Origin of the sequence: Micromonospora tarensis (genome assembly GCF_016803395.1) — a bacterium.
Lineage (GTDB): Bacteria > Actinomycetota > Actinomycetes > Mycobacteriales > Micromonosporaceae > Micromonospora > Micromonospora tarensis.
This window is the reverse complement of record NZ_JAEVHL010000181.1, coordinates 1-13,412: the sequence shown is the minus strand read 5'-3', so window position 1 is coordinate 13,412 and position 13,412 is coordinate 1. Positions and strand designations below refer to the sequence as shown.

The following is a 13,412-nucleotide window of genomic DNA, read 5'->3' as shown; positions in this document are numbered from 1 at the left end:
GCACCGAGGCCGAACCGCCGACCGTCGGCCCGGCCACGGCCGACCGTGGGGCCACCGAGGCCGGCCCGGGGTCGCCGTGCCGCCGTCTGGGGCAGACCAACCGCCTCCGCCGGAGTCACCGCCGGATCGTCGGTACGCGTCGTCCGCGCCCGGTCCGGGATCACCGTTCGGGCCCGGGTACTGGGCCCGTCCGCGCGCAGAACTGGGATCGCCGTACGAGTTCATTCCTCACACCCTGCCGGTCGCGGTGGGGCGCGGCTGCGCCACCACCGGGTTGCCGTGAGTTGCTTCACCCGGGACATCGGCACGGGGGTGCCAGTCCAGCGGGTTTATTGCCGTATTAATCGGGCCAATCGGGCCAACAAGCGGTCGACCGTCCCGGGTTCCCTCCACGGCCCCGGGGCCGGTCCAACCAGTTGCGATCACCGTTGCGCCTCTCGCCTCCGCCGCCCTGCACCTTCGGCAACCGCCGCGTCCTGCTCACCGGCGCCGTCGCTGTCACCCGTCAGACCGTCTCGGCCGAGCAGGTACTGCTCAACAAGATGGTTCCAGTCACAGCCGAGGCACACCTCCACCACAAAGACCTGGAACTCACGCAGCGTCATCGCCAGCACGGGCAGCTCGGTAAGCGTCCGGGCCTGCCCGGCGGACTGCTTGAGTTCGTCGCCGTAAATGTAGTGGACGAGAGTCAGGTTCTCGCTGCGGCAGATCGGGCAACGCCGGTCGGTCGGCTCACCGTGGAACCGAGCGGCGTTCTTCAGGTACGGCGAAGCGTCGCACACGTCGTAGGTGCCGACTCGGCCGGCCAGGAGCTCACGCAGCACTGCTCGCTTCTGAAGCGAGTAGTCGACGACCTGGCGCTGCGTACGCATGCCGAGAAGGGTACGCGGTCCGGCCCGAGCAGGCGACCGTGCTCACAATCCGTGACGGCAGCGTCTCGGAACGGGGGTTTGCCCTGGCCCGCGCGAGCCGCTAACGTGCGATGTATCGGTCCGATACATCGCGGCGGTTACCACTCGACGTCGGAGGGTAAAGAGAGGGTGGCCAGTGCTTGAGTTCGCCATCCTCGGCCTCCTGCAAGAGTCTCCGATGCACGGCTATGAGCTGCGCAAGGAGCTGACCGCCAAACTCGGCGCGATCCGGGCGGCGATCAGCTACGGCTCGCTCTACCCGACCCTGCGCAGGCTGCAGGCGGCGGGATGGATCACCGAAGCTGCTGAGACGCCCGCCACCGCCGAGGAGGTTCCCGCGCTGACCAGCCGACGAGGTCGGGTGGTCTACAAAATCACCGCGGAAGGCAAGGAACGCTTCGCCCAGCTGATCGCACAGGCCGGACCCGAGACGTACGACGACACGGGCTTCGGGGTGCACTTCGCGTTCTTCGCCCGGACCGACCAGGCGACCCGACTGCGCATCCTGGAGGGTCGTCGCCGCAAGATCGAGGAGCGTCGCGAAGGGCTTCGTGACGTGCTGGGCCGGGCGGCCGAGCGCCTCGACGCTTACACGCTGGAACTGCAGCGCCACGGCCTTGATGCCTGTGAGCGCGAGGTCCGCTGGCTGGAGGAGCTCATCGCCAACGAGCGCTCCGGCCGAGCCCCGACGGTCCCGAACACCGGGACAGCCGGCGGCCGACGAGAAGACAACAGCCCGCCTCCGCCTGGAGAGACCAGGAATGAGCGGCCGTGACAGAAAAGAAGGAGGCAGACGCTATGGGCTCCGTCCGCGTCGCCATCGTCGGTGTGGGTAACTGCGCCTCGTCCCTGGTTCAGGGCGTCGAGTACTACCGAAACGCCAACCCGAACGACCGCGTCCCGGGTCTCATGCACGTCGCCTTCGGCGACTACCACGTCAACGCCGTGGAGTTCGTCGCGGCGTTCGACGTGGACGCCAAGAAGGTCGGCATGGACCTCGCGGAGGCGATTGTCGCCAGCGAGAACAACACCATCAAGCTCTGCGACGTGCCGCCGACCGGTGTCAGCGTGCAGCGCGGCCCGACCCTCGACGGCCTGGGCCAGTACTACCGCGAGATCGTCGAGGAGTCGGACGCCAACCCGGTCGACGTGGCGCAGGCGCTGCGCGACGCGCAGGTCGACGTCGTCGTCTGCTACCTGCCGGTCGGCTCCGAGCAGGCCGCCAAGTTCTACGCCCAGGCCGCGATCGACGCCGGCTGCGCGTTCGTCAACGCCCTGCCGGTCTTCATCGCCTCCGACCCGGAGTGGGCCAAGAAGTTCGAGGACGCGGGCCTGCCGATCGTCGGCGACGACATCAAGAGCCAGGTCGGTGCCACCATCGTGCACCGCGCCCTCGCGAAGCTCTTCGAGGACCGTGGCGTCGAGCTGCTGCGCACGTACCAGCTCAACTTCGGCGGCAACATGGACTTCATGAACATGCTGGAGCGCAAGCGGCTGGTCTCGAAGAAGATCTCGAAGACCCAGTCGGTCACCTCGCAGATCCCGCACGAGATGAGCAAGAGCGACGTGCACATCGGCCCGTCGGACCACGTGCCGTGGCTGGACGACCGCAAGTGGGCGTACATCCGCCTGGAGGGCCGCTCCTTCGGTGACACCCCGCTCAACGCCGAGCTCAAGCTTGAGGTGTGGGACTCCCCCAACTCGGCCGGCGTGATCATCGACGCCGTCCGGGCCGCGAAGATCGCCCTGGACCGCAAGATCGGCGGCCCGATCCTGTCGGCCTCGTCGTACTTCATGAAGTCCCCGCCGGTGCAGTACGCCGACCACGACGCCCACCAGGCTGTCGAGGAGTTCATCGCCGGCGAGGTCACCCGCTGACCCGCTGAACAGCACACACGGCCGAGGGCCGGGTCCGAACGGACCCGGCCCTCGCCGCGTTCAACGCCTCGCCGTCGGGTACGGCGACCGGCTCACTTCCAGCTCGGCGTGCCCTCCTGGGCCTTCGCGGCGCGCTTCGCCAAGCGCTGCTCGGGCGACTCCGCGCTGCGCGCCGACATGTTGGCGGAGAGCGGCAGGATGTCCGGGTTGACGTCACCGACGCCGATCACGAACGCCACCACGTCGATGATGATGTGGGTGGTCCGCGCGGCGTAGACGGAGATGAAGTCGGCGTCGAAGCCGATGCCGGACATGAACGAGTTCGCGACCACCTGGTTGGTCAGGTAGTTGATCGTCGAGAAGTTCTGCGGGCGCGGGCTGCCGTACGGGAAGATCTGCACGAAGCCCGAGGCGACCGCGGTGGTCACCGTGAGGTTGCCGAACAGGGCGTCGCCGTAGTAGACGTAGTCGCTCAGGTCGATGTGGATGGTCTGGCCGTCGCGCAGCCGACCCGAGCTGTCCAGGGTGGTCGACGAGGCGTTGACGATCCGGGCCCGCGACGCCGCCGAGCGGGTGTCGACGACCCGCTGCGGCGCGACCGGGACGATCCGGTTCGCGTTGGCGCTGGTGTGCACGAACTCGAGGTACTTGTCCCCGCCGAACTCGGTGACCAGCTGGATGTTGCCGTAGGTGTCCATGCCGATCGAGCCGCCGGGCGAGTCGCTGTGCAGCAGGTCGCCGCTCGGCGTCAGCTGCAACGCCGGGCGGGACAGCACCACGCCGCCCGAGGAGACCGTGCTGGTGTTCGCCAGCCGCAGGGTGGGGCCGGTGCCGGTGCTGGTCAGCGACGTGGTGGTGGCCCCGGCGGCGTTGGTCGCACCCTGGACCACCGGGTCGCCCGGAGCGGCCTGGGCCGGGCCGGCCACGGCGGCGCCAGCCACAGCGGTGCCGGCGACACCGGCGGCGACGGTTCCCGCGCGGCTGAGCAGCCGTCGGCGGTTGACGGTCTTGTCCTGGTTCTCGGTCACAGGTCCCCCGTGAAAGTCGGTGAAATGACGCCCGATCATGACGGGTCCGACCACCTGTCCACATCGACCGATCGGTCGATTCGCGTAGGCAATGCTGGGGACGGATCGGACCGGTCAGGCCCAGGCCCGCTGTAGGGCCACCCGGGCCTCCAACTCCAGCAGGTGCACCTTTCGCGGCAGGCCGCCGCCGAAGCCGACCAACCGTCCACCGGCGCCGACGATGCGGTGGCACGGCACGATGACCGGGACCGGGTTCCGGTTGCACGCCACGCCGACCGCGCGGGCCGCCCCGGCGTCACCGACCCGGCGGGCCACCTCGCCGTAGGTCAACGTCTCGCCGTACGGGATCACTGTCATCTCCCGCCACACCGCCCGCTCGAAATCCGAACCACGGGGGATGGTCACCGGGACGGTGAACCCGGTCAGCTCACCGGCGAAGTACGCCCGCAGCTCGGCGACGGCCTGCCGGGACAGCGCGTGGTCGGGCTGCTCCGCCGCCCCGTCGACCCGCCCGAAGTGCGCGCCGCAGACGCTCGTGCCGTCGCTGCCCACGGAGAACTCGCCGATCGGAGAGTCGAGCACGGTCCAGCGCATCACCCCATTGTCCCCGACCCGGGCACCACCGTCGCGCCGCACGCCGGCGCGCCGGGGCGGGTCGCCGCGAACCGGGTCGCCGGCCGGGCCGACCGGTAGCTCAACTCGGCGTCTCACCGCGCCGCCGGACGTTGCGCCACGTCGATACCGTGCAGGTCGTGGCAGCGGGGACGCTCATTTTTCTGATCATCGGTGGGGCCGGCATCGGCGTGCTCGCGCTCGCCCTGCTCGGCACCGAGCTGTTCCAATTCGGGCACGCCGACGTGGACGGCCCGATCTCGGTGGAGACGGTCGCCGGCTTCGCCGGAGCGTTCGGCTTCGGCGCCGCCATCGTCAACGAGCTGCTCGGTGCGGGTACCCCCGGCATGATCGTGGGCGCGGCGGCCGGCGGCGTGCTCGCGGCAGTGCCCACCGGCTGGTTGGCCGCCCGGCTGAGCCGGGCGGCGCGGAACATGCGCACCGACCCCACCCCCACCCGCGACGACCTGGTCGGCGCGCTCGGCCTGGTCGTCACCCCGGTGCCGGCCAACGGCTACGGCGAGGTCCGGGTACGCCTGGCCGGCCAGCCGGTCAAACTCAGCGCCCGCGCCGACCAGCCGATACCGATCGGCACCCAGGTCTTCGTCGTGCAGGCACTGAGCGAGACCAGCGTGCACGTCGAGACCTACTGACCCACCCCTCGTAGACGGGATTTTCAGATGGCCCTGTTAATCGCCATCGGTGGCGCGATCCTCCTCGTGCTCATCCTGGTGCTCTTCGTGCTTTCCCGGATCAAGGTGGCCGGACCGAACGAGGCGTTCATCGTCACCGGTCGCAAGGGCCGCACCACGCAGACCGCCGACGGTGGGCGGTCGACCGACACCTCCGGGCAGAAGGTCGTGCTGGGCGCGTCCGTCTTCGTGCTGCCGGTGGTGCAGAAGCTCCAGTCGCTCGACCTGTCCAGCCGCCGGATCGACGTCGGCATCCGGGGTGCGGTGAGCAAGCAGGGCATCCGCGCCGACCTGCACGGCGTGGCGATCGTCAAGGTCGGCGGCACCGAGGACGCGATCCGAGCGGCTGCCCAGCGGTTCCTGCACCAACAGGACGAGATCGACAACTTCACCCGGGAGGTGCTCGCCGGCGCGCTGCGCTCGATCGTCGGCCGGCTCACCGTCGAGGAGGTCATCCGGGACCGGGCGGCGTTCGCCAGCGCGGTGGCCGAGGAGGCCGAGCACTCGATGACCAACCAGGGCCTCGTGCTGGACACCTTCCAGCTCCAGGACATCCTCGCCGAGGGGTCGTACCTGCAGGACCTGGGTCGACCCGAGGCGGCCCGGGTGCTCAAGGACGCGGCCATCGCCGAGGCGCGCGCCCGGCAGCAGGCCGAGCAGGAACGGCTGCTGGCCGAGGAGGCCATCGCGGAGGCGAACCGGAACCTGGCCCTCAAGCAGGCCGGGATCCAGGCCGAGATCGACGCGGCGAAGGCGAAGTCCGCCGCTGCCGGCCCGCTCGCGCAGGCCGAACGCGACCAGGCGATCCTCTCCGAGCAGCAGAAGGTCGCCGAGCGCAACGCCGAGCTGAAGCAGCGCCAACTGGACACCGAGGTGCGCAAGCCGGCCGACGCGGCGCGCTACAAGGTGGAGCAGGAGGCCGAGGCGTCCCGCAACGCCGCCGTGTTGCACGCGGACGCGCAGCGCCAGTCGGTCATCGCCGCCGCGCAGGCCTCCGCCGAGCAGGCGCGGCTCACCGGTGAGGGCGAGCGGGCCCGGCGTGCCGCGCTCGCCGAGGCCAACGCGATCGAGGGCGCCAAGGAGGGTGAGGCCGAGCAGCGGCGGCGCTCCGCCATCGCCGAGGCGGTGGAGCGGGAGGGCCAGGCCGAGGCGGCGGCCATCCTGGCCAAGGGTGAGGCCGAGGCGGACGCGATGGCGCGCAAGGCCGAGGCGTTCGCCGCGTACGGCGAGGCCGCGGTGCTGGATCTGCTGGTCAAGGTGCTGCCACAGGTGGTGGGCGCGGCCAGCGCACCGATCGGGGCGATCGACAAGATGACAGTCATCTCCACCGACGGCGCGTCGTCGCTGACGAAGTCGGTGGCCGGCAACGTCGCCCAGGGGCTGCAACTCGGCAGTGATCTCACCGGCATCGACCTGCCCGGTCTGCTCGCCCGGCTCGGTGCGGCATCCAGCACGGGCGGCAACGGCACCGCCGCCGGCAAGGGCACCCCGGCCGTGGACGGGTCCGCCGTCGAGACCCGCTGACGACGTACGCCGACGCGCGCCGCTCCCGGTTCGGGGGTGGCGCGCGTCAGATCAACTCGGGTTCCTGGAAATCGGGGTGTCCTGGCGACCGGGACACCCCGATTTCCGTGAAACCGAGCCGATCAAGGCCGGGCGGCGGCGCGACGGGCTAGGTGATCAGGCCCTCGGCGCGGGCCCAGCGAAGCAACTCCGCCTCGGCGGCGTCGCGGTCCAGCGGACCCTGTTCGAGGCGCTGCTCCTTGAGGTGCTTCCAGGCCCGACCCACCACCGGCCCCGGCGGTACGCCGAGCAACTCCATGATCGCGTTGCCGTCCAGGTCGGGGCGGACCCGGGCCAGGTCCTCCTCGGCCGCGAGCCGGGCGATCCGCTCCTCCAACGCGTCGTAGTCGGCGGCGAGTTGGGCGGCCTTGCGGCGGTTGCGGGTCGTGCAGTCTGAGCGGGTCAGCTTGTGCAGTCGTGGCAGCAGGTCACCGGCGTCGGCGACATAGCGGCGCACCGCCGAGTCGGTCCACTCGCCCCGGCCGTACCCGTAGAAGCGCAGGTGCAGCGCGACCAGCGCGGTCACCTTCGCGGTGATCTCCTTCGGGTACCGCATCGCCTTCATCCGCGCCTTGGTCAGCCGGGCGCCGACCACCTCGTGGTGGTGGAAGCTGACCCGGCCGTCGGACCCGACCGCCTTCGTCGCCGGCTTGCCCACGTCGTGCAGGAGGGCGGCCATCCGCAGGATGAAGTCGCAGCCCTCCTCCTCGTAGGAGACCGCGTTCTCGACGACCGTCAACGTGTGCTCGTAGACGTCCTTGTGCTGCGCGTGCTCGTCAATCTCCAGCTTCAGCCCGGTCAGCTCCGGCAGGAACCGCTCGGCCAGCCCGGTGTCGACAAGCAGCCGCAGCCCGGTGATCGGGTCCGCGCCGCAGAGCAGCTTGGTGAACTCGTCGCGGATCCGCTCGGCGGTGATCCGGTCCAGGTCGGCGGCCATCCCGGTCATCGCCAGGTGCACGTCCGGGTGCACGGCGAAACGCAGCTGCGCGGCGAACCGGGCGGCCCGCAGCATCCGCAGCGGGTCGTCCCCGAACGACTCACCCGGAGTGCTCGGGGTACGGATCACCTTGGCCGAGATGTCGTCCAAGCCGCCGTGCGGGTCGGTGAACCGGTGGTCCGGCAGGCTGACCGCCATGGCGTTGATGGTGAAGTCGCGCCGCTTCAGGTCCTCGACGAGGCTGGTCCCGTACACCACCACCGGGTTCCGGCTGACCTGGTCGTACGACTCCGCGCGGAACGTGGTGATCTCCAGCCGGAGACCGTCGCGCTGGGCGCCGATGGTGCCGAACTCCCGGCCGGTCTCCCAGATCGACTCGGCCCAACCCTTGATGATCTGCAGGGTCTCGTCGGGGTGCGCGTCGGTGCAGAAGTCGAGGTCGTCCCCGAGGCGGCCGAGCAGGGCATCCCGCACCGAACCGCCCACCAGGTGCAGCTCGTGCCCGGCGCGGACGAAGCGGCGGCCCAACTCGTCGGCGACCGGGGAGACTCGGAGCAGTTCGGCGACGGCGTTGCGCTGCGCGGCGGTGAGTTCGCGGCGGTCGGCGGCGTGAGGAGCGGAGGCGTCGGACATGGGATCGCCAGCTTATCGGGCCACTGCGTGATCCGATCCGCCGGGCGCGGGTAACGGGTGTGGGTTGACTATGGTCTGTGGCGTGCGGGTCGGTGTCCGACTCGACGTACCCCTGGGAGGCTGGAGATGAGCGGCGGGCTCTACCGCAGCGCCAACGCCGCGCACAGTGGCGGGCCCGGAGCCGGCGGACGTCCGGGGGACGGCGCCACCTTCATCTCCGCCGAGCCGCTGAACCAGCCGGCGATGGAGTCGACAGCTCCGCCGCAGGAGCAGGTGGCCGAGGCGAGCGCGGCGACCAACAGCGCGGTGATGGCGATCGGCAGCCTGGTCAGCCGGGGCACCGGTTTCCTGCGCAACCTGGTGATCGGCGCGGCGCTCGGCGGCGCGCTGGTCGGTGATGCCTACACCACCGCGCAGATCCTGCCCGGAATGGTCTACGAGTTCCTGCTCGGCGGTGTCCTCACCAGCGTGCTGATTCCGGTGCTGGTGCGGCGGCGCAAGATCGACACTGATGGCGGCCAGGCGTACGCCCAACGGCTGCTGACCCTCGCGGTGCTCGCACTCGGCGCGGCGGCCCTGCTCGCCCTCCTGCTGGCAGCGCCGCTGACCTGGCTCTACGGCGGAGAGGAGTCGGCTGACGGCTATTCGGGGCTGGTCACGGGGCTGGCCCGGCTGATGCTGCCGATGATCTTCTTCTCCGGGTTGAGCGCGCTGATCAGTGCGGTGCTCAATACCCGGGGGCACTTCGCCGCCCCGATGTGGGCACCGATCCTGAACAACCTGGTGGTGATCGGCACCGCCGGCCTCTACATCGCGATCTTCGGTGCGGAGATCGTCAAGCCGGACGACATGACCACCGGGCGGATCCTGCTGATCGGTGGCGGCACCCTGCTCGGCGTCGCCATCCAGGCGATGGGCCTGCTGCCGGCGCTGCGCAAGGTCGGCTTCCGCTGGAAGCTTCGCTTCGACTTCCGTGAGCTGGGGCTACGCGAGCTGGGCCGGCTCGGAGCCTGGATGATCTGCTACGTCGCGGTGAGCCAGGTCGGCCTGATCGTGCTGTTCAACCTGCTGAACCGGGCCGGCAAGGAGAACGCCGCCGGCCCGCTGATCTACAACAACGTGTTCCTGCTGCTGATGACCGCGCACGGCATCATCGCCGTCTCGATCATCACGGCGCTGATGCCCCGGATGAGCGCGGCAGCCGCCGACGGCCGGTACGCCGACCTCGCCGCCGACCTCTCCCGGGGTACCCGCACCGTCACGGCGGTGCTCGCCCCGATCGCGGTCTGCTACGCCGTCCTCGCCACCCCGATCGCGTTCACACTGTTCCGGTTCGGCGCGTTCAACGAGGACAACGCCACGGCCACGTCCGTCGTGTTGCTCGCCGCCGCGCTCGCGCTGGTCCCGTTCGCGGTCAGCCAGCTCTTCACCTTCGCGTTCTACGCGCTGCCCGACACCCGCACGCCGGCTCTCATCAACATCCCGGTGGTGGCGCTCCGGATCGGGGTGCAGATCGTGCTGTTCGTTGCCTTCTCGGCGAGCTTCGCCGGTGCGGGAATGATGATCGGCAACGCGGTCTCCTATCTGGCTGCCGCGATCGGCTCGGCCTGGCTACTTCGGCCACGCGTCGGTCGAATCGGCCTCGGCGAGATCATGCGGACCGGCGGCAGGGTCGCGGTTGCGGCGCTGGGTTCGGCAGTGGTGGGTCTTCTGGTGGTGAAGCTGCTACCCGGTGACGACACCCCCAGCCGGCTGGAGGCCATCGTCCAGCTCGTGATCGGCGGCGCGGTGATCGGCGGGACCTACCTGGGTCTGGCCATGCTGCTGAAGATCGGCGAGATCACCGAGGTGGTCGGCATGGTCCGCCGCCGCCTCGGTCGCTGATCGCCAGCATCCGATCACAACAAGTTGACACTCATACGGACCGTGACTACGGATCACCAGGCTGGGGATGCTTCTGTGGATAACTCCGCGATTCGCCGGTCAACCACCGCTTCAGCCTGTGGATAACCAACCGTACGGCTGAGGGTGGCAGCCCGATCGGTGGGAACGTACGAGGTAACGCGAGCGCCACGCCAGCCCAGCCCCGGCGTCGGTCACTTGCGGTGAAGCCGTAGATTAGCTAGTACATGTGCCAGCAACGTGGCTGACAACGGTCGTAACCGGACGAGTTCTCCGACTGCCGGAACCCCGCCAGGTGCGGCGGGAAGATGACATGTCGGGGAGGCGGCCAACCCGGGTAAGGTCGCTCTCGACGGGTACGGCAGGGGCCGACGCTGCGCGTCGACACCGGTCGGCCGGTCCCTTCAACGGCAGAGCGGGAAGCCACATGCCCAGCAGTTCGGGTTCATCGATCGACACGATCACCGAGGGAGGACGGGTGACCCAGGTCGGCGAGGGTCAGGAGGCGGACGAAAGCGCTCCTCCGGTCATGACCTTCGGTGCTCCCACGGCCGGTGAAGTCCTCGCCGAGCGGTACGAACTGGTTGAGCACATCAACAACGACAGCGCGGGTCGGCTGGTCTGGCGCGGGGTCGACGTCATCCTGCGCCGCCCCGTCGCGGTGGTGCTGCGTTACCCGGGTGGCGACTCCGCCACCGAGATGCTTCAGGCCGCCGTCGCGGCCAGCCGGGTCATCCACCCCAACCTGGTCGGCGTCTACGACGCGATCGACGAGGCCGACCGGGCCTACGTGGTGCGCGAGTGGGTCGACGGGCAGTCGCTGCGGGACCTGGCGAGCGACGGCCCCCTGGACCCGGCCCGCGCCACCGCCATCGGCAACGCCGTCGCGAGCGCACTCGCCGCCGTGCACGCCACCGGCATGGTGCACGGCAACGTCCACCCCGGCACCGTCATGATCAGCGACGACGGCCGGGTGGTCCTGGCCGACGCCCGCACCGACGGCGCCGACAGCCAGGAGAACGACATCCGGGCGGTCGGCGGCGTCCTCTACTTCGCCCTGACCGGTTACTGGCCGCACACCGAGGCACCGCTGCACGGTGCCACCGCCGGCCACGGCCGCGCTGCCATCCCGGACGCGGTCCGGGACGCCGGGGGTGGCATCGCCGCACCCCGCCAGGTCCGGGCGGGTGTTCCGGCGTACCTGGACGACCTGACCATGGATCTGCTCGACGCCGAGATCGCGCCGCCGTCCTCCGACGTGCTCGCCGCCGAACTGGCCCGGCTGGACGTGCCGGCCGAGGACGAGCACTACCTCGACAACAGCGGGCCGCTGCGGTTCACCGCCGACACCGGGGAAGAGCCGTCGCCGCTGGCCGCGGCCGGCGGTCGCAAGGTCGCCCTGGGCATCGCCGGTCTGCTCGTCGTCGCCCTGGTCGGTCTCCTGATCGGGATCAACGCGTTGGGCGACAAGGACGCGGACCCGCAGGCCAACCAGACCCCCGCACCCACCGCCAGCGCACCGGCCGGTGATGCCACCCCGGCCGCCGCCACGGTGCGGAAGCTGCCCGTCAAGGGCGTCCGGATCATCGACCCGGACAGCAAGGACCGCAGCGAGGTCGACGGCGCCGAGAAGGTGATCGACGGCGACGAGGACAAGGGCTGGGAGACGGAGACGTACAACAACCGGCCCAACTTCGGCAACCTCAAGAAGGGCATGGGGGTCTGGATCAACCTCGGCGAGCCGCACAGCGTCAAGTCGGTGCAGGCGGTGCTCTCCGCCACCGGGGCGTCCGCGCAGCTCCTCGCCGGCACGGCGAACCCGCCCTCCAGCTCCAGCGGTGACAAGCAGGTGGTTGAGACCTACAAGACCGCCATCGGGCAGCCGTTCGAGGATCACGACGGCACCACCATGACGTTCAACGGCTTCGACGCCGACAAGAAATACCAGTACCTGATGTTCTGGATCACCGAGCTGCCGCCGTCCGACGGTGGGTTCAAGCTGGGGGTGCAGGAGATCACGGTCCAGGGGTCGTGAACCCGGCACCGTCGTCCGGGCGCCGCTTCCGCAGGACGTGGTGATGGACGGGCGCGCCGCCGCTACGGATCTGGAGCTGCTGCGCGCCCACGTCGACGGTGACCCGGATGCCTTCGCCGAGCTGTTCCACAGGCACCGCGATCGGCTCTGGGCGGTCGCCCTACGCACGCTCGGTGAGCGTGAGGAGGCCGCCGACGCGCTCCAGGACGCGCTGCTCTCCGCACATCGGGCGGCCGCCCGGTTCCGGGGCGACTCGGCCGTCACCACCTGGCTGCACCGCATCGTGGTGAACGCCTGCCTGGATCGGATTCGACGGCGGCAGGCGCACCCGACAGTGCCGCTGCCCGACGGCAACCGGGCCGACGACGGCTACGGCACCGGCGGATCGGAGCCGGCCGCACCGGCCGAGGACCACGACACCGCGCTGGTGGTCCGCGCGGCGCTCGCGGCGCTACCCGTCGAACAACGCGCCGCGCTGGTGCTGGTGGACGTACAGGGCTACCCGGTCGCCGAGGTCGCCCGCATCCTCGGAGTCGCCGAGGGGACGGTGAAGAGCCGGTGCGCCCGGGGCCGGGCCCGGTTGGCGGTGCTGCTCGGCCATCTCCGTCCCGCCGTGGCCGCGACACCACCGGCCCGACCGAAGCCCATCACCCCGAGCACTGACGTGCCCGGCGTCACGGTGGGGAACCCCGGCCCGGCGGAGGGCGTCGGATCGGGGTCGGGTCGGTACCGGCGGGACGCCAACCAGGAGGACACGTGACGACCGAGGGGTTCCGGGAGGTCGACGACGACCTGCTCGCTGACTACCTCGGCGGGGCGTTGGACGGCACCCCGCAGCAGGCGGAGATCGACCGACTGGTGTCCACGGACCCGGCCTGGGCCGACGCGTACGCACTGCTGACCCCCGCGGTGACGGAGGTTCGGGCGGACCTGGCCCGCTGGGCCGAACCGGCTCCGGAGATGCCACCGGCGATCGTCGACCGGCTCGCCGCCGCGCTGGCCGGCGCGAAGTCGACGAACGACACCGCCACAGCCGACCAGGACCCGGCCGCCACGCCCCGCGTCGACATGGCCGGCGTCGACATGGCCGGCGTCGACATGGCCGGCGTCGACATGGCCGGCGTCGACATGGCCGGCGTCGACATGGCCGGCGTCGACATGGCCGGCGAGACCACTCCGTCGCTGGTCGTACCGGTGCAGGGTGGGGCCGGTCGCCGGCCG

Annotated in this window: 11 protein-coding genes and 1 pseudogene; 8 read left to right on the top strand and 4 right to left on the bottom strand. The window is 70.5% G+C overall.

The features are described 5' to 3' along the window. Positions 1 to 422: 422 nt before the first annotated feature. On the bottom strand, positions 423 to 872 hold the full coding sequence (locus JM949_RS26175; RefSeq protein WP_203150927.1) for a DUF5318 domain-containing protein: 450 nt from the start codon (positions 870 to 872) through the stop codon (positions 423 to 425). Positions 873 to 1,047: 175 nt separating this feature from the next. Here JM949_RS26175 and JM949_RS26170 point away from each other — a divergent pair, with 175 nt between their 5' ends. Together JM949_RS26170 and JM949_RS26165 are read left to right on the top strand one after the other, a co-directional pair. Beyond that, positions 1,048 to 1,686 carry a PadR family transcriptional regulator gene (locus JM949_RS26170; protein ID WP_196920348.1) on the top strand — a complete coding sequence of 213 codons (639 nt, stop codon included), beginning with the start codon at positions 1,048 to 1,050 and terminating at the stop codon, positions 1,684 to 1,686. Positions 1,687 to 1,709: 23 nt separating this feature from the next. Next, the gene (locus JM949_RS26165) at positions 1,710 to 2,789 is read left to right on the top strand and encodes an inositol-3-phosphate synthase (RefSeq protein WP_203150926.1); all 1,080 of its coding nucleotides are present in this window, start codon (positions 1,710 to 1,712) and stop codon (positions 2,787 to 2,789) included. 92 nt (positions 2,790 to 2,881) lie between these two features. On the opposite strand, the gene JM949_RS26160 is transcribed toward JM949_RS26165, so the two are convergent. Further along, on the bottom strand, positions 2,882 to 3,817 hold the full coding sequence (locus JM949_RS26160) for a hypothetical protein (RefSeq protein WP_203150925.1): 936 nt from the start codon (positions 3,815 to 3,817) through the stop codon (positions 2,882 to 2,884). A gap of 114 nt (positions 3,818 to 3,931) precedes the next feature. Next, positions 3,932 to 4,411 (bottom strand): methylated-DNA--[protein]-cysteine S-methyltransferase, encoded by a 480-nt coding sequence (locus JM949_RS26155; protein ID WP_203150928.1) that lies wholly within the window; start codon positions 4,409 to 4,411, stop codon positions 3,932 to 3,934. Positions 4,412 to 4,560: 149 nt separating this feature from the next. On the opposite strand from JM949_RS26155, the gene JM949_RS26150 reads away from it, so the two are divergent. Both JM949_RS26150 and JM949_RS26145 read left to right on the top strand, forming a co-directional pair. Continuing rightward, a complete protein-coding gene (locus JM949_RS26150) occupies positions 4,561 to 5,082 on the top strand; it encodes an NfeD family protein (protein WP_309232328.1) in 522 nt (173 codons plus the stop codon). Between the two features lie 27 nt (positions 5,083 to 5,109). Next, positions 5,110 to 6,645, top strand: coding sequence for a flotillin family protein (locus JM949_RS26145; protein WP_203150923.1), 1,536 nt, complete (start codon positions 5,110 to 5,112; stop codon positions 6,643 to 6,645). Positions 6,646 to 6,793: 148 nt separating this feature from the next. Here the strand turns inward: JM949_RS26145 and JM949_RS26140 are convergent, their stop codons facing one another. Continuing rightward, the gene (locus JM949_RS26140; protein WP_203150922.1) at positions 6,794 to 8,254 is read right to left on the bottom strand and encodes a CCA tRNA nucleotidyltransferase; all 1,461 of its coding nucleotides are present in this window, start codon (positions 8,252 to 8,254) and stop codon (positions 6,794 to 6,796) included. A gap of 126 nt (positions 8,255 to 8,380) precedes the next feature. Here JM949_RS26140 and murJ point away from each other — a divergent pair, with 126 nt between their 5' ends. From murJ to JM949_RS26120, 4 genes and pseudogenes are all read left to right on the top strand, one after another. Then, complete coding sequence (murJ, locus tag JM949_RS26135; protein WP_203150921.1) at positions 8,381 to 10,138, top strand: murein biosynthesis integral membrane protein MurJ; 1,758 nt, start codon at positions 8,381 to 8,383, stop codon at positions 10,136 to 10,138. 445 nt (positions 10,139 to 10,583) lie between these two features. Continuing rightward, the gene (locus JM949_RS26130; protein WP_203150920.1) at positions 10,584 to 12,191 is read left to right on the top strand and encodes a protein kinase family protein; all 1,608 of its coding nucleotides are present in this window, start codon (positions 10,584 to 10,586) and stop codon (positions 12,189 to 12,191) included. A 43-nt stretch (positions 12,192 to 12,234) separates the two neighbouring features. Continuing rightward, a complete protein-coding gene (gene sigM / locus JM949_RS26125; RefSeq protein ID WP_203150919.1) occupies positions 12,235 to 12,951 on the top strand; it encodes an RNA polymerase sigma factor SigM in 717 nt (238 codons plus the stop codon). Next, a pseudogene (locus JM949_RS26120) lies at positions 12,948 to 13,412 on the top strand (hypothetical protein); the annotation flags it as partial. The gene sigM and the pseudogene JM949_RS26120, both read left to right, overlap by 4 nt.